18 protein-coding genes are annotated in these 21,160 nt (G+C 73.5%); 12 read left to right on the forward strand and 6 right to left on the reverse strand.

What is annotated here, in order from left to right:
• Positions 1-133 precede the first annotated feature (133 nt).
• Entirely contained in the window at positions 134-1,270 is a 1,137-nt protein-coding gene (locus NLX94_RS21950) for a type ISP restriction/modification enzyme (protein ID WP_254384936.1), read from the reverse strand.
• A 149-nt stretch (positions 1,271-1,419) separates the two neighbouring features.
• On the opposite strand from NLX94_RS21950, the gene NLX94_RS21955 reads away from it, so the two are divergent.
• On the forward strand, positions 1,420-1,581 hold the full coding sequence (locus tag NLX94_RS21955; RefSeq protein ID WP_254384708.1) for a hypothetical protein: 162 nt from the start codon (positions 1,420-1,422) through the stop codon (positions 1,579-1,581).
• Between the two features lie 7 nt (positions 1,582-1,588).
• Here NLX94_RS21955 and NLX94_RS21960 read toward each other — a convergent pair whose 3' ends face one another.
• Together NLX94_RS21960 and hmgA are read right to left on the reverse strand one after the other, a co-directional pair.
• A complete protein-coding gene (locus NLX94_RS21960) occupies positions 1,589-2,338 on the reverse strand; it encodes a GntR family transcriptional regulator (protein WP_254384709.1) in 750 nt (249 codons plus the stop codon).
• Between the two features lie 69 nt (positions 2,339-2,407).
• Positions 2,408-3,733, reverse strand: a complete 1,326-nt coding sequence (gene hmgA, locus NLX94_RS21965; protein ID WP_254384710.1) for a homogentisate 1,2-dioxygenase — start codon at positions 3,731-3,733, stop codon at positions 2,408-2,410.
• A gap of 128 nt (positions 3,734-3,861) precedes the next feature.
• Between hmgA and NLX94_RS21970 the strand changes: the two genes are divergently transcribed.
• From NLX94_RS21970 to NLX94_RS21985, 4 genes are all read left to right on the forward strand, one after another.
• On the forward strand, positions 3,862-6,150 hold the full coding sequence (locus tag NLX94_RS21970; protein ID WP_254384711.1) for a right-handed parallel beta-helix repeat-containing protein: 2,289 nt from the start codon (positions 3,862-3,864) through the stop codon (positions 6,148-6,150).
• 107 nt (positions 6,151-6,257) lie between these two features.
• Positions 6,258-7,079, forward strand: coding sequence for a cupredoxin domain-containing protein (locus NLX94_RS21975; protein WP_254384937.1), 822 nt, complete (start codon positions 6,258-6,260; stop codon positions 7,077-7,079).
• A gap of 62 nt (positions 7,080-7,141) precedes the next feature.
• A complete protein-coding gene (locus NLX94_RS21980; protein WP_374684010.1) occupies positions 7,142-8,449 on the forward strand; it encodes a hypothetical protein in 1,308 nt (435 codons plus the stop codon).
• A gap of 73 nt (positions 8,450-8,522) precedes the next feature.
• On the forward strand, positions 8,523-9,143 hold the full coding sequence (locus NLX94_RS21985) for a TetR/AcrR family transcriptional regulator (RefSeq protein WP_254384938.1): 621 nt from the start codon (positions 8,523-8,525) through the stop codon (positions 9,141-9,143).
• A gap of 22 nt (positions 9,144-9,165) precedes the next feature.
• On the opposite strand, the gene NLX94_RS21990 is transcribed toward NLX94_RS21985, so the two are convergent.
• Positions 9,166-10,524 (reverse strand): AMP-binding protein, encoded by a 1,359-nt coding sequence (locus tag NLX94_RS21990; protein ID WP_254384713.1) that lies wholly within the window; start codon positions 10,522-10,524, stop codon positions 9,166-9,168.
• A gap of 410 nt (positions 10,525-10,934) precedes the next feature.
• Between NLX94_RS21990 and NLX94_RS21995 the strand changes: the two genes are divergently transcribed.
• The 4 genes from NLX94_RS21995 to NLX94_RS22010 all read left to right on the forward strand — a co-directional run bounded on the left by NLX94_RS21995 (position 10,935) and on the right by NLX94_RS22010 (position 17,420).
• Complete coding sequence (locus NLX94_RS21995; RefSeq protein ID WP_254384714.1) at positions 10,935-13,241, forward strand: molybdopterin oxidoreductase family protein; 2,307 nt, start codon at positions 10,935-10,937, stop codon at positions 13,239-13,241.
• A 73-nt stretch (positions 13,242-13,314) separates the two neighbouring features.
• Positions 13,315-14,781 (forward strand): CitMHS family transporter, encoded by a 1,467-nt coding sequence (locus NLX94_RS22000; RefSeq protein ID WP_254384715.1) that lies wholly within the window; start codon positions 13,315-13,317, stop codon positions 14,779-14,781.
• 85 nt (positions 14,782-14,866) lie between these two features.
• Positions 14,867-16,279: an aldehyde dehydrogenase family protein gene (locus NLX94_RS22005; RefSeq protein WP_254384716.1), complete on the forward strand. Its 1,413-nt coding sequence runs from the start codon at positions 14,867-14,869 to the stop codon at positions 16,277-16,279.
• Positions 16,280-16,340: 61 nt separating this feature from the next.
• Complete coding sequence (locus NLX94_RS22010) at positions 16,341-17,420, forward strand: Zn-dependent alcohol dehydrogenase (protein WP_254384717.1); 1,080 nt, start codon at positions 16,341-16,343, stop codon at positions 17,418-17,420.
• 243 nt (positions 17,421-17,663) lie between these two features.
• On the opposite strand, the gene NLX94_RS22015 is transcribed toward NLX94_RS22010, so the two are convergent.
• Positions 17,664-18,320: a TetR/AcrR family transcriptional regulator gene (locus tag NLX94_RS22015; protein ID WP_374684006.1), complete on the reverse strand. Its 657-nt coding sequence runs from the start codon at positions 18,318-18,320 to the stop codon at positions 17,664-17,666.
• Positions 18,321-18,397: 77 nt separating this feature from the next.
• Here NLX94_RS22015 and NLX94_RS22020 point away from each other — a divergent pair, with 77 nt between their 5' ends.
• The 3 genes from NLX94_RS22020 to NLX94_RS22030 all read left to right on the forward strand — a co-directional run bounded on the left by NLX94_RS22020 (position 18,398) and on the right by NLX94_RS22030 (position 20,662).
• Positions 18,398-19,549, forward strand: coding sequence for an acyl-CoA dehydrogenase family protein (locus NLX94_RS22020; RefSeq protein WP_254384719.1), 1,152 nt, complete (start codon positions 18,398-18,400; stop codon positions 19,547-19,549).
• 75 nt (positions 19,550-19,624) lie between these two features.
• Positions 19,625-19,936 carry a YiaA/YiaB family inner membrane protein gene (locus NLX94_RS22025; protein ID WP_254384720.1) on the forward strand — a complete coding sequence of 104 codons (312 nt, stop codon included), beginning with the start codon at positions 19,625-19,627 and terminating at the stop codon, positions 19,934-19,936.
• A 75-nt stretch (positions 19,937-20,011) separates the two neighbouring features.
• Positions 20,012-20,662, forward strand: coding sequence for a TetR/AcrR family transcriptional regulator (locus NLX94_RS22030; protein ID WP_254384721.1), 651 nt, complete (start codon positions 20,012-20,014; stop codon positions 20,660-20,662).
• On the opposite strand, the gene NLX94_RS22035 is transcribed toward NLX94_RS22030, so the two are convergent.
• Positions 20,653-21,114 carry a MaoC family dehydratase gene (locus tag NLX94_RS22035; protein WP_254384722.1) on the reverse strand — a complete coding sequence of 154 codons (462 nt, stop codon included), beginning with the start codon at positions 21,112-21,114 and terminating at the stop codon, positions 20,653-20,655. The genes NLX94_RS22030 and NLX94_RS22035 overlap by 10 nt on opposite strands.
• Between the last annotated feature and the right edge of the window lie 46 nt (positions 21,115-21,160).

The following is a 21,160-nucleotide window of genomic DNA, read 5'->3' on the forward strand; positions in this document are numbered from 1 at the left end:
GCACCGCAGCCCGGGGTCCCCTGCTTTCAGCCCGTCCGGCGTTTGAGGGCCGGGGTCCGGGCGGAGCCCGGGGAACGGTGGAAGGGCGGGTAGGGGACTCCGCGGGCCCCGGTGTGAGGCCCCGGTCACGGAGTCAGAGCAGGGCGAACTGGCCGCCCGGGCCTTCCTCCTGGTGGTCCAGGACCGAGGCCGGGCGCCGGGTCCAGGCGGGGGGCGGGAGGACCCCGGCCTGGCGCAGCGCGGTGGGGTCCAGGGGCGGGCCGACCTCGAACGCGGCCCGCTCCGGCTCCAGTTCGGCCAGCAGGGCCAGGGTCGTGACCAGCGCCAGCAGCTCCGTGGTCCAGCCCTGCGGCCACTCGGCCGGGCCGACCGCGTCCAGTCCCTCGGCCTCCGGGTCCCGGTGCGCGAGCCGGGCGGCGAACCAGGACTCCAGGACGCGGACGCCCTGGACCTCGTACTCCCAGGCCGAGGCGGGTACGGGCGACACGGTGCCGCCGTCCCCGACGGTCAGCGTCTCCGTCTCCGGGTCGTAGGAGAGCTCCCGCGGCCACGCCGGCAGGGCGGAGCGGACGTACGGACGCCGCCCGCCGGGCAGCCGGGGTGCCTCGCCGCCGCGGGCCCCGCGGAGCCGGACGGAGAGCACCCGGTGGCCCAGCTCCAGCCCGGCCCGCCAGCGCGCGGCGTCGGCGGTGAGGGGGACCTCGTACCCCCGGGGCCCGGGGCGGCCGGCGGCGAGGATCCAGCAGAGCACGTCCTCGGGGGCGACCCAGGTGCCGTACTGCTCCCCGAGCAGGTGCTGCAGCCCGGGGGCGAGATTGGGCTCGGCGCCGCCCGGGCGGCGGTGCAGCGGGCGGATCCGGCCGAGGCGGCCCGCCGGGAGGTGTGCGGTGACCAGCAGCGCCGCGGGCTGCGCCGGCTCCACGACGAACAGCTGCTGCTCGTCCAGCACCCGCCACAGCTCCGGGCGGGCCAGGTCGATGAGCCGCTGGTCGGGCAGCAGCCACTGTTCGTCGTAGGGCTCGCGCAGGATCCGTACGGGGTCGGGGCGCGGCCCGGGCGTGTCCGCGAAGCGGGCCGTGGACCCGGCGCGCTGGCCCGGCAGGGCCGCCGCCCCGGCGCCGGTGGTCCGCGCCCGGGTGGGGCGGAACAGCCGCTCCCGCTCGGGGCCCTCGGCGGCGGCCAGGGCGGCCCACCGGGCCCGCAGGGTCGCCGGATCGGGGGCCGCGATCCAGGACCGGCCCAGGCGCAGGGAGCCCACGGCCCAGGGCATCAGATCGTCCAGCAGCGGGTCCCGCGGGGATGCGTCAGCACTCACGGGGCCGATGGTAGCGACGCCACCCGGTGGCCGGGCCGCGTCCGGGCCGGAGAGCTAGGCTCCTTATGTAGGGATCTGTACGTGTAGGTACCCGGGAGGCGGACATGAGTCAGTACGACGAGTACTCGACCCCTTCGCAGGCCGAGGGGGAGCGGCTGGACGAGGATCTGGACGAGAAGCAGAAGAAGCTCCGCCACGCCCAGACGCAGCGGACCACCCCGTCCCAGGCGGAGGGTGAGCGGGGAGCGGAGGACGACCAGAAGTAGCTGCCCGTCAGTGTGCGTCGACCGTCACCGTGAAGGAGAAGCGGTCGCCCCGGTAGCGGATCCGCGCCACGTCGACCACCCGCCCGGGGCCGTCGTAGGTGACGCCCGTGTAGTGCAGGATCGGGCTCAGCAGGGGCACTTGGAGCAGCTCGGCCGTGAGCGGGTCGGCGAGCCGCGCCTCCACGGTGTCGGTGATCCGGCTGATGTCCACCTTCGCGATGTCCCGCAGCACCTTCGTCATCGGCCAACGCTCCAGATCCGCCAGGTCGATGGAGTCGGCGAGCTCCGGACGCACCGCGTTCTCCGCCCAGTTGGTCGGCTCGCCGCTCTCGCTGTCGCGGCGGAGCCTGCGGTACGTGACCACCTCGGCGGTGTCCGGGAAGTGCTCCAGCAGCTCCCCGGACACCGCCGTCCGCTCGTGTCCGAGGATCGTCGTGCGGTCGCCCGACTGCTGGGCCACGATCGCGTCGACCGAGCCGAGCAGCCGGACCGGGGCCCCGCGCAGCGCCCCCGGCTCGATGAAGGTCCCGCGCCGCCGGTGGCGGCTGATGAGCCCCTCGGTCTCCAGTTCCTTGAGCGCCTGCCGCATGGTCAGCACGCTCACCCCGTAGTGCTCGGCGAGCTGCTCCTCGGTGGGCAGGCGCAGCGAGGCGTCCGCCGTGCGCCCGAGTATCGAGGCGCGCAGCGACTGGGAGACCTGGTACCAGAGCGGCAGCTTCCGGTTCAGTACCAGTGAGTCGGGGGCGAAGGCGGTCACGGGTGGATCTCCGTACGACGGGACGGGGTGGCGCGGCGGGCCGCGCCGCGCGGCGTGCTGCTCGTGATGTTAGGCGCGGAAGTGGCGCTCCAGCCCCTGCCAGACGTCGTCGTATCCGCTCTGGAGGTGGTCGGCGCCGGCCGCCTGGGCGGTGGCGGTGATCGGCCAGCGGGTCTCGAACATGAAGGCCAGGCCGTCGTCGATCTTCTGCGGCTTCAGCTCGGCGGCGCTCGCCCGGTCGAAGGTCTCCCGGTCGGGGCCGTGCGCGGACATCATGTTGTGCAGGGAGCCGCCGCCGGGCACGAAGCCCTCGGCCTTGGCGTCGTAGGCGCCGTCGATGAGGCCCATGTACTCGCTCATCACGTTCCGGTGGAAGTACGGCGGGCGGAAGGTGTCCTCGCCGACCAGCCAGCGGGGCGCGAAGACCACGAAGTCCACACCGGCCAGGCCCGCCGTGTCGGAGGGCGAGGTCAGCACCGTGAAGATGGACGGGTCGGGGTGGTCGTAGCTGATGGAGCCCAGGACGTTGAAGCTGCGCAGGTCGTAGACGTACGGGACGTGCGTGCCGTGCCAGGCGACCACGTCGAGCGGGGAGTGATCGTAGGTGGCGGTCCAGAGGTTGCCGCAGAACTTGTTGACCACCTCGGTCGGACGCTCGGCGTCCTCGTACGCGGCCACCGGCGCGCGGAAGTCGCGGGCGGCGGCCAGGCCGTTGGCGCCGATGGGGCCCAGGTCGGGGAGCTCGAAGGGACGGCCGTAGTTCTCGCAGACGTACCCGCGGGCGGTCTCGTCCTGGAGCTCCACGCGGAAGCGGACCCCGCGCGGGATCAGCGCCATCTCGCCGGGGCGGGCGCTCAGCAGGCCGAACTCGGTGCGCAGGAGCAGGCCGCCGCGCTCGGGGACGATCAGCAGCTCGCCGTCGGAGTCGCTGAACACCCGGTCGGTCATGGAGGCGTTGGCCGAGTAGAGGTGGATGGCCATGCCGGAGCGCTGGGTGGTGTCGCCGTTGCCGCCGAGGGTCCACAGGCCCGCCAGGAAGTCGGTACCGGGGGCCGGGTCGGGCAGCGGGTTCCAGCGGAGCCGGTTCGGGTCCGCCGGGGCCTCCGTGAAGGGCGCGCTGCGCAGGGCGCCGTTGTCCGCGGCCAGGGTGAAGCGCGGGTGCGCGGCGGAGGGGCGGATCCGGTAGAGCCAGGAGCGGCGGTTGTGGGACCGCGGCTCGGTGAACGCGCTGCCGCTCAGCTGCTCCGCGTAGAGGCCGAGGGGGGAGCGCTGGGGCGAGTTCCGTCCGAGCGGGAGCGCCCCGGGCACGGCCTCCGAGCTGTGCTCGTTGCCGAAGCCGGTGAGGTACTCCAGCCCCTCCGCCGTCTTCCTGGCCTGCTCGCTGCCGCCGCTCATTGCACGCTCCCGGTCTGCCGAAGGAATCCTATGCCTGACAGTAGGATTCCCCGGCCCCCGCGTCAACGGGTGGCCCATTCCTGCACGAGGGGGTCCCAAAAGATGAACATTGCTCTACTCTCACGCGCATGTCGTGGACCCGCAGGTTTCCTGCCGTGCCGGCGGCGCTCCTCGCCGCCCTCCTCGCCCTCCTGTCACTCCTCGTCGCCGCGCCCGCCGCGAGCGCGCACGAGGAGCGCCCCGTCGAGTTCCCCGACGGCACCGGCTCCGTTCCCGTCTACCGCACGGGCGAGCCCGACCTGATCGTCTGCAAGACCGACCGGCCCGCCTTCGAGCGCCGGATATCCGCCTTCCCGGACGCGCTCAAGCAGCGCAACCTCGCCCTCTACGAGCGCTGCGAGAAGAACGGTTTCCGCGACCTCCAAGCGGCCGTGGACGCCGTGGACCGCCCGGGCATGAACATCGCGATCCTCCCCGGCCTCTACGAGGAGGAGCCCTCGCTCCCGGCGCCGACCGGCGAGTGCGCCTCGCTCAAGGCGCCGAACTCCTCGCTCGGCTACCAGATCCTGACCTACGAACAGCAGGTGGCCTGCCGCCACAACCAGAACCTGGTGGCGATCCTCGGCAAGACCGACCTCCAGATCGAAGGCACGGGTGCCTCCCGCCAGGACGTGGTGATCGACGCCAAGTACCAGAAGCTGAACGCCATCCGGGCCGACAAGGCCGACGGCATCTACTTCCGGAACTTCACCGCCCAGCGCACCACCTTCAACTCGCTGTACGTCCTCGCGGCCGACGGCTTCGTCATCGACGACGTCCTGACCCGCTGGAACGACGAGTACGGCTTCCTGACCTTCGCCAGCGACCACGGCCTCTACAAGAACTGCGAGTCCTACGGCAACGGCGACTCCGGCATCTACCCCGGCAGCGCCTCCGACATCAACGAGGACCGCGGCTACGACGTCCCCCGCTACTCCATCGAGATCACCGGCTGCCGCAGCCACCACAACATGGTCGGCTACTCCGGCACCGCGGGCGACTCGGTCTGGGTGCACGACAACGAGTTCGACCAGAACATGGGCGGCGCCTCGATGGACAGCGCCTTCCCCGGCCACCCCGGCCTCCCGCAGAACCACGCCTTCTTCGAACGCAACCTGATCCACGACAACAACGCCGACTACTACCGCCACGTCGCGGACGGCACCTGCGCGAAGCCTCCCGTGGAGCGCGGCTACGAGCAGGGGGTGGTCTGCCCGCAGATCTCCATGCCCCCCGGCACCGGCATCATCACCGCCGGCGGCAACTGGAACCTCTACGAGAACAACTGGGTGTACGGGCACCAGCGCGCGGGCTTCTTCCTCTCGGCCGTGCCCGCCTTCATCCGCGGCGAGGAGGAGCTGTCCAAGCAGACCGACACCTCCCACCACAACCGCTACGCCGGCAACATCCTGGGCAAGGACAAGTCCGGCGCCTCCCGCCCCAACGGCATGGACGTGTGGTGGGACGGCCAGGGCCGGGGCAACTGCTGGCAGCAGGGCCCGGACGGCTCCACCCCGGGCACGCTCCCGCAGTGCGGCGAGCGCCGCGGCGCGGTCTCCGGCGCCTCGGCCCGGCTGGCCGGTGAACCGGTGAAGCTGGCCCAGCTCCTCGTCTGCGCCGACTACAACGTGCAGGCGCGCAAACTCCCCGCCGGCTGCGACTGGTACGGCTCCCGGGGCCTCCAGCGGGTGGAGACCCAGCTCGCCCTCGCCGTCGCGGCGGTCCTCCTCCTGGTCGGCGGCCTCCTGTGGTGGCGCCGCCTGCGGGCCTCCCGGCTCGCCACGGTGGCCGCCCTGCTCGGCCTCGCGGGCCTGGCCCTGGACGTGGCCGGCTCCACGATGGGCCTGATCGGCACCTTCGTCCCGGCCCTGGCCCTGCTCTGCCTCGGCCTGTGGTGGACCGGCACCGGCCTCGCCCTGCGCCCCACCCGGCCCTGGCTGGCCCGCCTGACCCTGCTGCTGGGCGCCCTCACCCTGCTCGACGCCTTCGACAAGGCCGTCCTGATGGTTCCCTGGATCCCGCTCAGCCCCGCCTGGATCCGCTCCCTCGTCGCGGTGTTCTGGATCCTCTGGGCCGTCATCGCCGCAGCCCGCCCGGGCGGCACCCCGGCCCGCCCGGCAGGCCCGGGCGCGGACCCGGCCGGCGACCGGGTACCCGTCCCCGCGGGCCCGGCACCGACCCGCAGCGCGGAAGGCGAGGCCGGAGCCGGAGCCGTGGCCGCAGCCGGTCCCGGCACCGGTCCCGGCACCGGTTCCGGCACCGGTTCCGGCACCGGTCCCGGCACCGGCACTGGGACCGGCACTGGCACCGGGACCGGGACCGGCACCGGCACTGCGACCGGCCCGGAGCGGGGCGCTGCCGACGGAGGCCGGCCGTGACGGGGCAGCCGGGCGGTGACCGCCCCGAACGCCGGACCTCGTGCGAGGCCTGTGGGACACCGCCCGCCGGGGCCCGCCGGACCCGCCGGGTGGGCCGCGCGGCGGCGCTGCTCGCCCTGGCCCTGCTCCTGGCGGGCGGCGCGGCGACGGGCTGCGGGGGGCGGGCCACCACCCACCACAAGCCCGGCACCACCCACGAGCAGGCCTCAGGGAAGGTCGGCACCCTGCTCACCGCCGACGACGGCACGGGCCACCGGCTCCGCGAGGTCCCGGCCGAGGGCGCGCCGGAGGTCCGGCTCGCCGCCCGGCCGGACTCCGAGGACGGCTGGAACCTCCAGCTCACCGTGGCGAATTTCCACTTCACCCCCGACAGCACCGGCGGCGCCGCCCTCCCGGGTGCCGGACACGCGCACCTGGAGCTGGACGGCCGCAAACTGGCCCGCCTGTACGGCCCCTGGTTCCACCTGCCCGCCGCGCAGGTGCCGGAGGGCGGCCCGCACACCCTGACCGTCCGCCTCTACGCGGACGACCACACGGCCTGGGCGGTGGCGGGCAAGCCGGTCGAGGCGACCCTCCAACTCGCCGCGGCTTCGGGCCAGTCCACCCACACCCACTCCTCGGCCACACCGTCTCCCACACCCCCGGCGGCGTCGCAGGCGTCGGAGGCCGACCGCACGGTGACCGTCACCGTGCGGGACGGCAAGGTCAGCCCCGCCCCGGGCCGGGTGGAGGTGACGCGCGGCGAACGCGTGGCCCTGCGGGTCACCAGCGACCGCGCGGACACCCTGCACGTCCACGGCTTCGACAAGGAGCTCGCCCTGCCGGCAGGCCAGGAGGCCACCCTGATCCTGACGGCCGACCGCACGGGCCTCTTCGAGGTCGAGACCCACGGGTCCGGCCTCGTCCTGACCCAGCTCCTCGTCCGATGACCCCGCCGTCGCCGGTGCCGGTGCCGGTGCCGCTGGTGCCGTCGCTGCCGTCGCTGCCGTCGCTGCCGTCGCTGCCGTCGCTGCCGTCCCCGCCCACCGTGCTCGCGCACGGCATCGGCTCGCAGCACGACCTGCCGATCTCTCCCTTCTACGCCTTCGCCGGTGCCTTCACCGCACTCTTCGTCTCCTTCCTCGCGCTGGGGCTCCTCTGGTCCGCCTCCCGCTTCCGCGGCGACCGGTCCGGCCTGGCCCTGCCCGCCGGGCTCCAGCGGGTGGCCGACGCGCCGGCCACCCGCACCGCCCTGCGCGGGCTCGGCCTCGCGGCCTCGCTCGCCGTCCTCCTGTCCCTCCTCCTCGGCCCCGACGACCCCGCACGCAACCCCGCTCCCGGCGCCGTCTACGTCCTGCTCTGGGTCGGCCTCGTCCCCGCCTCCCTGCTCCTCGGTCCCGTCTGGCGCCTCCTCAACCCGCTCCGCGCCCTGTACCGGCTGCTCGCCCGGCTGCCGGCGAAGCCCCGGACGAGACCCCCGCTCCCCGCCCGGCTGGGGCAATGGCCGGCCGCCGCCGGGCTCTTCGCCTTCACCTGGCTCGAACTCGTCTCTCCCGATCCCGCCTCCACCACCACCCTCCTGATCGCCCTGACCGGCTACGCCGCCGTGCAGCTTCTGCTCGCCGCCCGCTACGGCGAGCGCTGGTTCGCCCACGGAGACGCCTTCGAGGTGTACTCCGAACTCCTGGCCCGGCTCTCTCCCCTCGGCCGTCGCAGCGACGGCCGCCTCGTTCTCCGTAACCCCTTCCACGGACTCGACGCGACGCCCGAGCGGCCCGGACTCGTCGCCACCGTCTGCGTCCTGCTCGGATCCACCGCCTACGACGGCTTCTCCGACAACCCCTCGTGGATCAACGCGATCCAGACCTCCCCCCTCGGCCGCACCGCCGCGGCCACCCTGGGGCTGCTCGGAGCCGTCGCGCTCGTCGCCGCCCTCTACTGCCTCTGCGCGGCGGTCACCCGCCTCGTCTGCGGCCCGCACCCCGGCCCGCTGACCGCCTTCGCGCACTCACTCGTACCGATCGCCCTCGGCTATCTCGTCGCCCACTACTTCTCCCTCCTTGTAGTCGAAGGACCACGCACAGTCATCATGGCATTGGGCACTGACAACGCCCCCGAACCCTTTTCCCCCTTGGGTCCCGGCGGCCTCGCAGCCCTCCAGGTGATCGCCGTGGTGACCGGCCACGTCCTCGGAGTGATCGCCGCGCACGACCGCTCCGTACGCCTCTTCCCGCCCGCGAGAGCCGTCGCCGGGCAGCTGCCGATGCTCGCGCTGATGATCACGTACACGGTCGGCGGCCTCAGCCTGCTGCTGAACTGAACTGAACTGAACTGAGCCGGTCGAACCGGCCGAACCGGTACCGCCGCCGACCCGTGAACCCAGGAGCGGCATGATGGACCCCGTGCCCCCAGCCCACCCCCTGCGCCGGACGCCGATCCAGCAGCGCAGCGCCGACCGGCTCGCCCGGATCCTCGACGCCTGCGCGGAACTCCTCGACGAGACCGGGTACGAGAACCTCAGCACCCGGGCCGTGGCCCTGCGGGCCGGCGTGCCGATCGGTTCGATCTACCGGTTCTTCGGCAACAAGCGGGCCATGGCCATCGCCCTGGCCCACCGCAACCTCGACCAGTACGCCGCCGGCATCGAGCAGCGGCTCGCGGACCTCCCGGACACCGACTGGCGCCCGGTCGTCGACGCGGTGCTGGACGAGTACCTGGTCATGAAGCGCAGCGTGCCCGGCTTCGCCCTCGTCGACTTCGGGGTGCCGGCGCCTCCCCCCGAGGGGCCCGCCTCCGACCCCAACCACCTGGTCGCCGTCCGCCTCACCGAGCTCCTCGGCGCGCACCTCGCCCGTACCCCGGACGCCGCCCTGGAGCGGGCCGTCCTGGTGGCGGTCGAGGCCACCGACGCCCTGATCCAGCTCGCCTTCCGCAACGACCCGGCCGGCGACCCCGACATCGTCGCCGAGACCCGCGCGATGATGCACGCCTACCTCGCGCGCGTCCTGGACTGAGGGGACGGCCGGCGCGCTCCCCTCAGGAGCGGCCGGGCAGGCCGGTCACCACCAGGTTGCCGTCCGGCGTGCGCCGGGCGAGGACGCCGGTGCGCAGGTAGCCGTCGGCGGTGAAGGAGGCCGCGTTGAGGCCGGGCGAGCGGTAGTAGCCGCGCGCGGTGTAGGGGCCCCGGGCCAGGAGTTCGCCGGGCTCCCCGGCGGGAACCTCCTCGCCGTCGGAGCCGACCACGCGGATCTGGTCGTCGGGGGAGAGCGGACGGCCCTGCGTCGTCAGCACCGTCTCCTCCGGGTCATCGGTCCGGGTGAGGGTGAGCAGCCCCTCGTCCGTACCGAAGACCTGCTGGAGGCGGCAGTCCCATGCGGAGCCCACCCGTTCGGCGGTCGCGCGGTCCAGCGGCGTGGTCCGGCCGCCGATCTGCACGAGCCGCAGGCTGCTCACGTCGGCCCCGGCCCCGGAAGGCGCGTCGAGCAACAGCCGGGCGGTGTCCGGCGTCAGCGCGGCGACGGTGACCCGCTCGCGCTCGACGGCCGCCAGGAGGGCGGCGGGTTCCGGGTCCTCGACCAGGACGACGGTGCCGCCCGCGGTGAGGGTGCCGATGATGCCGGGGCCGCCGAAGGCGAGGTTGAGGTCGGCGGGCAGTGCGGCGAGGTACACGTCGTCCTGGGTGAGCGACACCAGCTCGGCCGCGGCCCGCGCCTGGTAGGCGTAGTCGTTGTGGGTACGGGGAACCAGCCCGGGCGCCTCGCCGGCCCCGCCGGAGAGCAGGAAGAAGGCCACCTGCCCGGCACTCAGCGTGAGCGCCGGCTCGGGCGGCGAGTCGAGGGAGTGCAGCGGGAAGTAGTGGCAGCCCGAGGTGTCGGTCGTGAAACCGCCGTACGGGTCCGAGGCGCCCGGCGCCTCGAAGGTGAACACCCGGCGCAGGAAGGGGCCCTGGGCCGCGATGCCGGCGGCCATCTCCGTGTGGTCGAAGCCCCGGTACGTGGCGGGGCCGATGTACCCGGTGGCCTCGGAGACCTGGACGACGTGGGACACCTCGGGCGCGCGGTGCGAGACGGGGCAGAGCACGGGGACCGCGCCGGCGCGCATCAGCGCGAACGTGGCGACGACGAGCTCGGGGATGTCGGGAAGCTGGACGACCACCCGCTGCCCGGGCCGCAGGCCGCGCAGCCGGAATCCGGCGGCCATCCGGCTCACGCGGCGGTTCAGGGCCGCGTACGTGAGGCGGGTGTCGCCGTGGACGAGCGCCGTCCGGGGTCCGTACTGCAGGGCCCAGCCGCGCAGCAGGTTGTCCAGCGTGTTGCCCCGCCAGAGGCCGGACGCCCAGTAGTAGTCGACGAATTCCTCGGGCCAGGGCGTACAGCCGTCGAGCATGGATGTCATCCGGCCATCCAAACCGTCGCCGTCCGCGAGGGGCAATGTGCTTTCCCGACCAAGGGTGCTGAATCGCGTCAGCAGAAGGACCAATCGGCGCCGCTGACCAGGGGGAACGGTCCCGGCGCGGGGCGGCGGCCGCGCGTGCGCGGCGGGGCGGCGGTCCCGGCGCGGGCCGCCCGCGGAATCGGTGGGGCGCGGGCCCTCCCCACCGTGCCTACCGGTCGGTATGCTCGGTGCCGCCCGCGCGGTTCCGGCGCCCGCGCCGGTGTCCGTGCCCTGTGTCCGCCCACGCCCAGCGCCCCGCATCTCTGCCGGTGTTCCGCGCCCCTGCCCGTGCTCCGCAGCTCCGCCTGTGCCCAGTGCCCACTGCCTCCGCCCCTGCCCCGTGCCGCAGCCTGCCGCCCCCTGGAGGGCCCATGCCCCGCACCGCCCTGCGCATCTGCCCCCTCTGCGAAGCCACTTGCGGCCTCACGCTCACCATCGAGGGCGCCACCGTCACCGGGGCCCGGGGGGACCGCGAGGACGTGTTCAGCCGCGGTTTCATCTGCCCCAAGGGCGCCGCCTTCGGTGGCCTCGACGCCGACCCCGACCGGCTGCGGACCCCCCTCGTGCGACGCGACGGGCGGCTCCGGGAGGCCACCTGGGAGGAGGCGTTCCAGGCCGTCGCCGATGCGGTCCCCGCCCTCGTGCGGACGTACGGGCCCCAGTCCGTCGGCGTCGTCCTCGGCAACCCGAACGTCCACACCATGGCCGGGCAGCTCTACCCGCCCCTGCTCCTCAAGGCCCTCGGCACCCGCAACCTCTTCACCGCCAGCACCCTCGACCAGATGCCCAAACACGTCTCCAGCGGGCTGCTCTTCGGGGATCCCTTCGCCATCCCCGTCCCGGACCTCGACCGCACGGACTTCCTCCTGCTGCTGGGCGCGAACCCGGTCGAGTCCAACGGCTCCCTGTGCACCGCACCCGACTTCCCCGGCCGGCTCAAGGCGCTGCGCGCCCGCGGCGGCACCCTCGTCGTCGTCGACCCGCGCCGCACCCGCACCGCCGCACTCGCCGACCGCCACCTCGCACCGCGCCCCGGCAGCGACGCGCTGCTGCTCGCCGCCCTGGCCCGCACCCTGCTCGCCGAGGAGCTGACCGATCCGGGCGTACTCGCGGAACACACGCGGGGACTCGGGGAACTCGCCGAAGCGCTCGACCGTTTCACCCCCGAGGCCGTAGCACCCGCCTGCGACCTCACGGCCGATGAGATCCGCGACCTCGCCCGCGACCTCGCGGCCGCGCCGACCGCCGCCGTCTACGGGCGGATCGGCAGCTGCACCGTGGAGCACGGCACGCTCGCCAGCTGGCTGGTCGACGTGCTGAACATCCTGACCGGCAACCTCGACCGGCCGGGCGGAGCCCTGTTCCCGCTGTCCGCGACCGACCGCGCACCCCGGCCGGCCGGACCCGGCAAGGGCTTCGGCCTCGGGCGCTGGCACAGCCGGGTCAGCGGCCATCCCGAGGCCAAGGCCGAACTCCCGCTGTCCGCGCTGGCGGAGGAGATCGACACCCCGGGGGAGGGGCGGATCCGGGCCCTCGTCTCCATCGCGGCGAACCCCGTGCTGTCCGCCCCCGACGGCCGGCGCCTCGACGCGGCCCTGGCCGGGCTCGACTTCATGGTCAGCATCGACCCCTACCTCAACGAGACCTCGCGCCACGCCCACGTGGTCCTGCCTCCCGCACCGCCCTCGCAGAGCGCCCACTTCGACTTCGCCTTCAACACCTTCGCCATCCGCAACCAGGTCCGCTATTCACCGCCCGCCGTCCCGCTCGAGGACGGGCGCATGGACGAGTGCGAGATCCACGCCCGTCTCGTGCTCGCCGTCTCCGGCATGCACGGAACCGACCCGGCGGCCGTGGACGACCTGGCCATCGGCGCCACCCTCGCCCGGGAGTGCGCCGACCCGGACTCCCCCCTGCGCGGCCAGGATCCGGTGCGCCTCGCCGGGCTGCTCGCGGGCGGCAGCGGCCCCGAGCGCCGCCTCGACCTGATGCTCCGGCTCGGCCCCTACGGAGACCGCTTCGCGCCGGCCGCCGACCTGCCCGGGAGCGCCGCTACGGACACCCGCGCGGGCGCGCCCGACGGCGCGGCGGGCCCCGACAACGCGGCGGCCCCCGGCGGCCTCGGGCTGGAGCGGCTGCTCGCGCACCCGCACGGAATCGACCTGGGCCCGCTGCGGCCCCGGCTCCCCGGCCTGCTGAGGACGCGCAGCGGCGCCATCGAGCTCCTGCCGGACCCGATCGCGGCCGAACTCCCCAGGCTGCGCGCGGCCCTCGCCGACCGCCCCGCCGCCCTGGTGCTCGTGGGCCGCCGCCACCTGCGGTCCAACAACAGCTGGCTGCACAACGTCCCGGCCCTCACCGGAGGTTCCAACCGCTGCACCCTCCAGGTCCACCCGGAGGACGCCGCCCGGCTCGGCCTCACCGACGGGCGGCCGGCCCGGATCACCGCCGACGGCGGCAGCCTGGAGGTCCCCGTGGAGATCACCGACGCCGTCCGCACCGGGGTCGTGAGCCTCCCGCACGGGTGGGGACACGACCGCCCCGGCACCCGCCTGTCGGTGGCCGCTGCCGTGCCCGGAGTCAACGTGAACCAGCTCCTCGACGGCAGCCGGCTCGACCCGCTCTCCGGTACGGCCGTGCTCAACGGCTTCCCCGTCGAACTGACACCCATCCCCTGAGCTGGGGTTTTGCTCGTATTGCTCACGCGTGGACGTCTTGTTGGCCCCAGGAGGGGGCACCTAGGTTCCCCCCATGCTGACCTTCCTCGGCTTCGCCATGATCGCGACCTTCCTGGTCCTGATCATGCTGAAGAAAATGTCGCCCATCGCGGCGCTCGTCCTCATCCCCGCGCTCTTCTGCGTGTTCGCCGGACAGGGCGCGCAGCTCGGCGGCTACGTCATCGACGGAGTCGGCAAGCTCGCGCCGACCGCCGCCATGCTGATGTTCGCCATCGTCTACTTCGGCGTGATGATCGACGTCGGACTCTTCGACCCGATCGTGCGCGGCATCCTGCGCTTCTGCCGGGCCGACCCGATGCGCGTCGTGGTCGGCACCGCCGTCCTCGCCGCCATCGTCTCGCTCGACGGCGACGGCTCGACCACCTTCATGATCACCGTTTCGGCCATGTACCCGCTCTACAAGCGCCTCGGGATGAGCCTGGTGGTGATGACCGGAGTCGCGGCCACCGCCAACGGCGTCATGAACACCCTGCCCTGGGGCGGTCCCACGGCCCGCGCCGCCACCGCGCTCAAGCTCGATGCCGCCGACATCTTCGTACCGATGATCCCCGCGCTCGCGGTGGGCCTGCTCTTCGTCTTCGCCCTGGCCTACGTCCTCGGCCTCAAGGAGCGCCGCCGCCTCGGCACGCTGGCCCTCCCCGGGGACACCGAGCGGTCGGCGGAGCCGGCCGGGGAACTCCTGGTCGCGGCCGGCGGCGGCCCGGGCGGCCCGGCCGCCGCCGGGGGCACGCGTACGGCCTCCGGCGGCTACGCCGCGTCCGGGGCGGGCTCCGTCCCGTCCGAGGCGCCCACCGGTTCCGGAGCGTCCACCGGTTCCGATGCCTCCGTCGAGGGAGGCTTCCAGGGCCTCGACCCGCACCGCGCGACCCTGCGTCCCCGCCTCTACTGGTTCAACGCGGGCCTCACCGTCGCCCTGCTCACCGCCATGATCATGGAACTGCTCCCGATCCCGGTGCTCTTCCTCCTCGGGGCCGCCCTCGCCCTCACCGTCAACTTCCCCCACATGCCCGACCAGAAGGCCCGGATCGCCGCCCACGCCGAGAACGTCCTGAACGTCGCCGGAATGGTCTTCGCCGCGGCCGTCTTCACCGGCGTCCTCACCGGCACCGGCATGGTCAAGCACATGGCCGACTGGCTCGTCGGGGCCGTACCCGAGGGCATGGGCCCGCACATGGCCCTGGTCACCGGCCTGCTCAGCCTCCCGCTCACCTATTTCATGTCCAACGACGGCTTCTACTTCGGCGTCCTGCCGGTCCTCGCCGAGGCCGGCGCGGCCCACGGGGTCTCCCCGCTCGAGATCGCCCGCGCCTCCCTGGTCGGGCAGGCCCTGCACATGTCGAGCCCGCTCGTTCCGGCCGTCTACGTCCTCGTGGGCATGGCCAAGGTCGAGTTCGGCGACCACACCCGGTTCACCGTGAAGTGGGCGGCCCTGACCTCCCTGGTGGTGCTGGCGGCAGGGATGCTTTTCGGCATCATCTGACCCCGCCCGCCCCTGGCGACGCAAAACTACCGGCGCTAGTTTGTAGGGTGTTGCGATGTCAGGTCACGTGCTCGGGAGGATTGCCATGAAGGCGCACGACGGGATGTACATCGGCGGCGAGTGGCGGGCCGCCCTCGGCCAGGACCGCATCGAGGTGCTCAACCCGGCCGACGAGCGGCCGATCGCCTCGGTCCCGGCCGGTACGGCCGAGGACGTGGACGCGGCCGTACGCGCGGCCCGCGCGGCCTTCCCGGCCTGGGCGGCCACGGCCCCGGCCGAGCGCGCCGCGCTCATCGGGGCCCTGCGCGACGTCCTGGTCGCCCGCAAGGCGGAGATAGCCGGGACGATCACCGCCGAGCTGGGCTCGCCGCTGGGGTTCTCGGAGATGGTCCACGTCGGGGCGCCGATCGCCGTGGCCTCCTCCTACGCCGAGCTCGGGGCCTCGTACGCCTTCGAGGAGCGGATCGGGAACTCGACCGTGCTGCTGGAGCCGGTCGGCGTCGTCGGGGCGATCACCCCCTGGAACTACCCGCTGCACCAGATCGTTGCCAAGGTGGCACCCGCTCTCGCCGCAGGCTGCACCCTCGTCCTCAAGCCCGCCGAGGACACCCCGCTGACCGCACAGCTCTTCGCCGAAGCCGTGCACGAGGCGGGGATCCCCGCCGGGGTCTTCAACCTGGTGACCGGCACCGGACCGGTCGCCGGTCAGGCGCTGGCCGCACACGAAGGCGTCGACCTCGTCTCCTTCACCGGATCCACCGCAGTCGGCAAGCAGATCGGCGCCACGGCCGGCGCCGCCGTCAAGCGGGTCGCCCTGGAACTGGGCGGCAAATCGGCCAACGTCATCCTGCCCGGCGCCGACCTCGCCAAGGCCGTCGCCGCGGGCGTGGGCCACGTCATGAACAACGCCGGCCAGAGCTGCAACGCGCTCACCCGCATGCTCGTCCACCGCGACGAGTACGAGGAGGCGGTCTCCCTGGCGGCCGCCGCCGCGGCCAAGTACGCCTCCGGTGACCCCCTCGACCCGGGCACCCGTCTCGGCCCGGTCGTCAGCGCCAAGCAGCGCGACCGCGTCCGCGGCTTCATCACCCAGGGCGTGGAGGAGGGCGCGCGCCTTGTCGCGGGCGGGCCCGAGGCGCCGCACGAGCAGGGGTACTTCATCGCCCCGACCGTCTTCGCCGACGTCACGCCCCAGATGACCATCGCCCAGGAGGAGATCTTCGGCCCGGTGCTGTCGATCCTGCCCTACGCCGACCAGGACGAGGCCCTGGCCATCGCGAACGGCACCGACTACGGGCTGGGCGGGGCCGTCTGGGCGGCGGACGAGGAGACGGCCGTGGCCTTCGCCCGCCTGATGGACACCGGCCAGGTGGACATCAACGGCGGCCGCTTCAACCCGCTCGCCCCCTTCGGCGGGTACAAGAAGTCGGGCGTGGGCCGCGAGCTGGGCCCGCACGGCCTCGCCGAGTACCTCCAGACCAAGTCCCTGCAGTTCTAGCCGCCGTAGCCCCGTAGTCCCGCACGGTTCCAGCCCCGCAACACACACGGAGACGACGATCATGGTCCGCGCCGCCATCCTGCCCGCCGTCGGAGCCCCCCTGGAGATACGGGACATCGTGCTGCCCGAACCAGGCCCCGGCCAGGTCCGGGTGCGGCTCGCCGCCGCCGGTGTCTGCCACTCCGACCTCTCCCTCACCAACGGCACCATGCGGGTGCCCGTACCCGCCGTCCTCGGCCACGAGGGCGCGGGCACGGTCCTCGCCGTCGGCGAAGGGGTCACCCATGTCGCCCCCGGCGACGGGGTGGTGCTCAACTGGGCCCCGTCCTGCGGGCAGTGCCACCACTGCTCGATCGGCGAGGTCTGGCTCTGCGCCAAGGCGCTCACCGGGGTGGGCGCGGTGTACGCCCACGACGCCCTGGGTGCAGAGCTGCACCCAGGGCTGAACGTGGCGGCCTTCGCCGAGGAGACGGTCGTCGGGGCCAACTGCGTCCTGCCCGCCCCCGCGGGGATCCCGCTCACCGAGGCCGCACTGCTCGGCTGCGCGGTCCTCACCGGCTACGGGGCCGTCCACCACAGCGCCCAGGTCCGCCCCGGCGAGTCGGTGGCCGTCTTCGGAGCCGGCGGTGTGGGGCTGGCCGCCCTCCAGGCGGCCCGGATCGCGACGGAGGGACCGGTGGTGGCCGTCGACGTCTCCCCGGACAAGGAGGAACTGGCCCGGGCGGCCGGGGCCACGGAGTTCCTGCTCGCCTCCGAGACCACCGCCAAGGACATCCGCGCCCTCACCGGCGGCCAGGGCGCGGACGTGGCCGTCGAATGCGCCGGCCGGGCCGTGAGCATCCGGGCGGCGTGGGAGTCCACCCGGCGCGGCGGCCGTACGACGGTCGTCGGCATCGGCGGCAAGGAGGAGCAGGTCGGCTTCAACGCCCTGGAGATCTTCCACTTCGCGCGGACTCTCACCGGCTGCGTCTACGGGAACAGCGACCCCGCGCGTGACCTCCCGGTGATCGCCGACCACGTCCGGGCGGGGCGGATGGACCTCGGGGGGCTCGTCACCGACCGCATCACCCTCGACGGGATTCCGGCGGCGTTCGACGCGATGCTGGCGGGCAAGGGGGGTCGCTCGCTGGTGGTCTTCTAGGGCCCGGCCGGGCCCTGGGAGGCCGCGGGGCGGAGTTCCCCTACCCGCCCTTCCACCGTTCCCCGGGCGCTGCCCGGACCCCGGTCCTCAAGCGCCGGACGGGCTGGGAGGGGGCCCCGGGCTGCGCCCGGCCCCCCTGGGGCTCCGCCCCAGACCCCGCGCCTCAAACGCCGGCGGGGCTGGATTCGGCTCCGCCCGGCTGAAAGGCCCAGAGCCGGCGGAGCCGGGACTTCGCTGCTCCCGTCAGGCGTTTTCCCGCAGTGCCGCGTACTGGAGGGCCAGGCCGTCCAGCAGGGCCGCCAGGCCCGTTTCGAAGGCGCCCTCGTCCACCTCGTGCTGGCGTTCCGCCAGGAGGTGGGCCTGGCCCAGGTGCGGGTAGTCCGACGGGTCGTACGCCGTCTCGTCGTCCACGAAACCCCGGGCGAAGGAACCCACCGCCGAGCCCAGGATGAAGTACCGCATCAGCGCGCCGATCCGGGTCGCCTGCGCCGGCGGCCAGCCGGCCGCGGTCATCGCCCCGAAGACGGCGTCCGCCACCCGCAGCCCGGCCGGCCTGCGGCCCGGCCCCCGCGCCAGCACCGGCACGATGTTCGGATGGTCGGACAGTGCGGCCCGGTACGAGTGCGCCCAGTCGCGCAGCGCGACCTGCCACTCCCGCCCGTCCCCGGCCTCGAACATCGACAGGTCGACCCGCGCGCTCACCGCGTCCGCGACCGCGTCCAGGATCTCGTCCTTCGTGCGGAAGTGGTTGTACAGCGAAGGTCCGCTGACCCCCAGCGCCGCCGCCAGCCGCCGCGTCGAGACCGCCTCCAGTCCCTCGCCGTCCACGAGCGCGCCCGCCGCCTCGACGATGCGGGCTCTGCTGAGGAGGGGCTTGCGCGGTCTGGCCATGCGCCACATAGTAAGGCCTGCCCGAATTAAACTAGCGGTGGTAATTAACCCCGTACCGCCGCTCCCGTCCCGCCCGGAGGTGCCCGGTGAATCTGGAGCTCAGCGAGGAGCAGTCCGCCGTCCGCGATCTCGCCCGCGCGTTCACCGAGCGCGAGGTCGCCCCGTACGCCGCCGAGTGGGACCGCGCCGAGAGCGTCGACCGGGCCGTCGTGAAGAAGCTCGGCTCCGTCGGCTTCCTCGGCCTGACCGTCCCCGAGGAGTACGGCGGCTCCGGCGGCGACCATCTCTCCTACGTCCTGGTCACCGAGGAGCTCGGCCGCGGGGACTCCGCCGTGCGCGGCATCGTCTCCGTCTCCCTGGGCCTGGTCGCCAAGACGATCGCCGCCTGGGGGAGCGAGGAGCAGAAGCGCGCCTGGCTGCCGCGCCTGTGCTCCGGGGAGGCCCTCGGCTGCTTCGGGCTCACCGAGCCCGGCACCGGCTCCGACGCCGCCGCCCTGACCACCCGCGCCCGCCGCGAGGGCGACGCGTACGTGATCAGCGGCAGCAAGATGTTCATCACCAACGGCACCTGGGCCGACGTGGTCCTGCTCTTCGCCCGCACGAACGAGGACCCCGGCCACCGCGGGATCTCCGCGTTCCTCGTGCCCGCCGACGCCCCGGGTCTGACCCGCCGCGCGATCCACGGCAAGCTGGGCCTGCGCGGCCAGGCCACCGCCGAACTCGTCCTCGACGGGGTGCGCGTGCCCGCCTCCGCGATGCTCGGCCCCGAGGGGAAGGGCTTCTCCGTCGCCATGTCTGCCCTCGCCAAGGGCCGGATGTCCGTCGCCGCGGGCTGTGTGGGCATCGCCCAGGCCGCGCTGGACGCGGCCGTCTCCTACGCCGCCCAGCGCGAGCAGTTCGGCAAGCCGATCGCCCACCACCAGCTGGTCCAGGAGCTGATCGCCGACATCTCGGTCGACGTGGACGCCGCCCGGCTGCTGACCTGGCGGGTCGCCGACCTGATCGACCGCGGGCAGCCCTTCGCCACCGAGTCCTCCACCGCCAAGCTCTTCGCCTCCGAGGCCGCCGTCCGCGCCGCGAGCAACGCCCTCCAGGTGCACGGCGGTTACGGCTACATCGACGAGTACCCGGCCGGCAAGCTGCTGCGCGACGCCCGCGTGATGACCCTCTACGAGGGCACCAGTCAGATCCAGAAGCTCCTCATCGGCCGTGCCCGCACCGGGATTTCGGCCTTCTGAGCGCCGAAGTTCCTGAGTACGTAAGTGAGTACGTGCGCGGATGTGCGGCGGCCCGGCCCGCCCGAAGCTGGATCCATGAACGAGACACCGGTCAAGCAGCAGAACACGGGGGCCTACTACGGCCAGGCGGTCGCCTCCTTCGGCATCGCCATCGGTGCGGTGGCCCTGGGGATCTACAACATGGACGCCGACGGCTGGGTCCGCGCCTTCCTCGGCATCGCGGTCCTCTACCTCACCACCTCCGCCTTCACCCTCGCCAAGGTGATCCGCGACCGCCAGGAGGTCACCCAGATCGTCAGCCGGGTCGACCAGGCCAGGATGGAGAAGATCATGACGGGCTACGATCCCTTCGCCGTCCCGAAGCAGCCCAGCCCCCAGGATCGCTAAGCGCTTGCTCACCCCTCCGGTAAGCTGTTCCTCCCGGGATGTTCATTCCTGCGGGCCGAAGAGGGGGAGTGAGCGATGGACAGCATGGAGGAGACCGGCGGCTACCGGCCGTGGTCGGAGGTCACCCCCGACGCCGCGCGGCGGCTGCTCGTCGCCGCCGTGGAGGCCTTCGCGGAGCGCGGGTACCACGCCACCACCACCCGGGACATCGCCGGGCGGGCCGGCATGAGCCCGGCCGCGCTCTACATCCACTACAAGACCAAGGAAGAGCTGCTCCACCGGATCAGCCGGATCGGCCACGACAAGGCCCTGGAGATCCTGGACATCGCGGCCGCCGGCCCCGGCAGCGCCGCCGAGCGGCTCGACGCGGCCGTGCGGTCCTTCGTGGGGTGGCACGCGGCCCATCACACCACCGCGCGCGTGGTCCAGTACGAGCTCGATGCTCTCGCTCCGGAGCACCGCTCCGAGATCGTGGCCCTGCGACGGCAGAGCGACGCGGCCATCCGCCGCATCCTCGCCGACGGCGTCGCGGCCGGGGAGTTCTTCGTCCCCGACGTCCCCGGCACGACCCTCGCCGTGCTGTCGCTCTGCATCGACGTCGCCCGCTGGTTCAGCGCGGACGGCCGCCGCACGCCCGACGAGGTCGGCGCGCTCTACGCCGGCCTCGTGCTCCGCATGGTGGGCGCGGGCGGTGCGTCCGGCGAGCCCGGCACGCCTCAGAAGTAGTAGCGGGACACCGACTGCGCCACGCACACGGGCTTCCCGCCGCCCTCGATCTCCACGGTCACGGTGGCCGACACCTGGACGCCGCCGCCCGCCTCCACCACCTCGGTGATCACCGCGGTCGCGCGCAGCCGCGATCCGACCGGCACCGGAGCGGGGAAACGCACCTTGTCGGTCCCGTAGTTGATGCCCATCCGCATGCCCTCGACCCGCATGATCTGCGGCACCAGGCTCGGCAGCAGCGACAGCGTGAGGTAGCCGTGCGCGATCGTGGAGCCGAAGGGTCCGGACGCCGCCCGCTCCGGGTCCACGTGGATCCACTGGTGGTCCCCGGTGGCGTCCGCGAAGAGGTCGATCCGCTTCTGGTCCACCTCCAGCCAGTCGCTCGGACCGAGCGGCGCGCCGATCCCGGCGGTGAGCTCCTCGGCGGACGTGAAGATCCTCGGCTCGGACATACCCGTACCCCTCCTTGGCGAATAAGCGCTTGCTCAGCATGCTGGC

Origin of the sequence: Streptomyces sp. TBY4 (genome assembly GCF_024213195.1) — a bacterium.
Taxonomy (GTDB): domain Bacteria; phylum Actinomycetota; class Actinomycetes; order Streptomycetales; family Streptomycetaceae; genus Streptomyces.

What these genes read in the sequence shown, in the direction of transcription:
- NLX94_RS22015 (WP_374684006.1), bottom strand. Translation starts at nt 18,320, where the DNA reads ATGTGGCGCATGGCCAGACCGCGCAAGCCCCTCCTCAGCAGAGCCCGC.
- NLX94_RS22000 (WP_254384715.1), top strand. Translation starts at nt 13,315, where the DNA reads ATGCTGACCTTCCTCGGCTTCGCCATGATCGCGACCTTCCTGGTCCTG.
- NLX94_RS21970 (WP_254384711.1), top strand. Translation starts at nt 3,862, where the DNA reads ATGTCGTGGACCCGCAGGTTTCCTGCCGTGCCGGCGGCGCTCCTCGCC.
- NLX94_RS22035 (WP_254384722.1), bottom strand. Translation starts at nt 21,114, where the DNA reads ATGTCCGAGCCGAGGATCTTCACGTCCGCCGAGGAGCTCACCGCCGGG.
- NLX94_RS22025 (WP_254384720.1), top strand. Translation starts at nt 19,625, where the DNA reads ATGAACGAGACACCGGTCAAGCAGCAGAACACGGGGGCCTACTACGGC.
- NLX94_RS21955 (WP_254384708.1), top strand. Translation starts at nt 1,420, where the DNA reads ATGAGTCAGTACGACGAGTACTCGACCCCTTCGCAGGCCGAGGGGGAG.
- NLX94_RS22010 (WP_254384717.1), top strand. Translation starts at nt 16,341, where the DNA reads ATGGTCCGCGCCGCCATCCTGCCCGCCGTCGGAGCCCCCCTGGAGATA.
- NLX94_RS21985 (WP_254384938.1), top strand. Translation starts at nt 8,523, where the DNA reads ATGGACCCCGTGCCCCCAGCCCACCCCCTGCGCCGGACGCCGATCCAG.
- NLX94_RS21950 (WP_254384936.1), bottom strand. Translation starts at nt 1,270, where the DNA reads ATGCCCTGGGCCGTGGGCTCCCTGCGCCTGGGCCGGTCCTGGATCGCG.
- NLX94_RS22030 (WP_254384721.1), top strand. Translation starts at nt 20,012, where the DNA reads ATGGACAGCATGGAGGAGACCGGCGGCTACCGGCCGTGGTCGGAGGTC.
- NLX94_RS22005 (WP_254384716.1), top strand. Translation starts at nt 14,867, where the DNA reads ATGAAGGCGCACGACGGGATGTACATCGGCGGCGAGTGGCGGGCCGCC.
- NLX94_RS21995 (WP_254384714.1), top strand. Translation starts at nt 10,935, where the DNA reads ATGCCCCGCACCGCCCTGCGCATCTGCCCCCTCTGCGAAGCCACTTGC.
- NLX94_RS21990 (WP_254384713.1), bottom strand. Translation starts at nt 10,524, where the DNA reads ATGACATCCATGCTCGACGGCTGTACGCCCTGGCCCGAGGAATTCGTC.
- hmgA (WP_254384710.1), bottom strand. Translation starts at nt 3,733, where the DNA reads ATGAGCGGCGGCAGCGAGCAGGCCAGGAAGACGGCGGAGGGGCTGGAG.